The 708-nt window shown below is 70.6% G+C and carries 1 protein-coding gene; it reads left to right on the top strand.

The window, feature by feature from the left end:
* A partial coding sequence (locus ABB28_RS17450; protein ID WP_161809883.1) for a flagellar hook-length control protein FliK occupies positions 1-512 on the top strand: 512 nt, incomplete at its 5' end.
* Between the last annotated feature and the right edge of the window lie 196 nt (positions 513-708).

Genomic DNA, 708 nt, shown 5'->3' with positions numbered 1-708 from the left:
AGGCCGCCCCGGCGCCGCTGCTGCACGCCCCCGGTGCGCTGCAGGCCACCCGTTCGGCGGCCGACATCCCCCTGGCGCGCGCGGCCGACCCGACCCCCACCCCGATACTCGGGCAGGAAGGCTTCGACGAAGCCATCAGCGCACGCGTCGGTTGGCTGGCCGAACACAAGATCGGCCACGCCCACATCCGCATCAGCCCGGACGACATGGGCACGATCGACGTGCGCCTGCAGATGGACGGCGACAAGGTCCACGCCAGCTTCAGCAGCCCGCACGTCGATGTCCGCCACGCGCTGGAAAGCACCCTGCCGCGGCTGCGTGAACTGCTCGGCGAGCAGGGTTTCCAGCTCGCCCATGCCGATGTCGGCCAGCAACAGCAGGGCGAATCCGGCCAGACACCACGTGGCAGCAGGTTCCCGGCCAACGGCGATGGCGATCCCGGCGCAGCCGAAGTGACGCTCTCCAGCGCCCAGTTGATCCGCCAGCGGGGGCTGTTGGACGTCCACGCGTGACGGTTTGCCGCCGCCAATAAACCGTCGGAGGTGGCCGCGAACGGCTGAGCCCCTCGTGGTGGGTCGTGACGAGCCTTTCCTGGTTTGGGCCGGGCGGTGGGACTGGTCGGGGGACGGCAAAAACTGCATCCATGCGGGCCTCGTTTCGCGCCATCCATGGCGCTCAACGCCCCCGCCCAGCCCCACCGCCCGGCCC

Source organism: Stenotrophomonas chelatiphaga (assembly GCF_001431535.1).
GTDB lineage: Bacteria > Pseudomonadota > Gammaproteobacteria > Xanthomonadales > Xanthomonadaceae > Stenotrophomonas > Stenotrophomonas chelatiphaga.
Note: the sequence above shows the minus strand (reverse complement) of the source record. Positions and strands in the feature narration are given on the sequence as shown.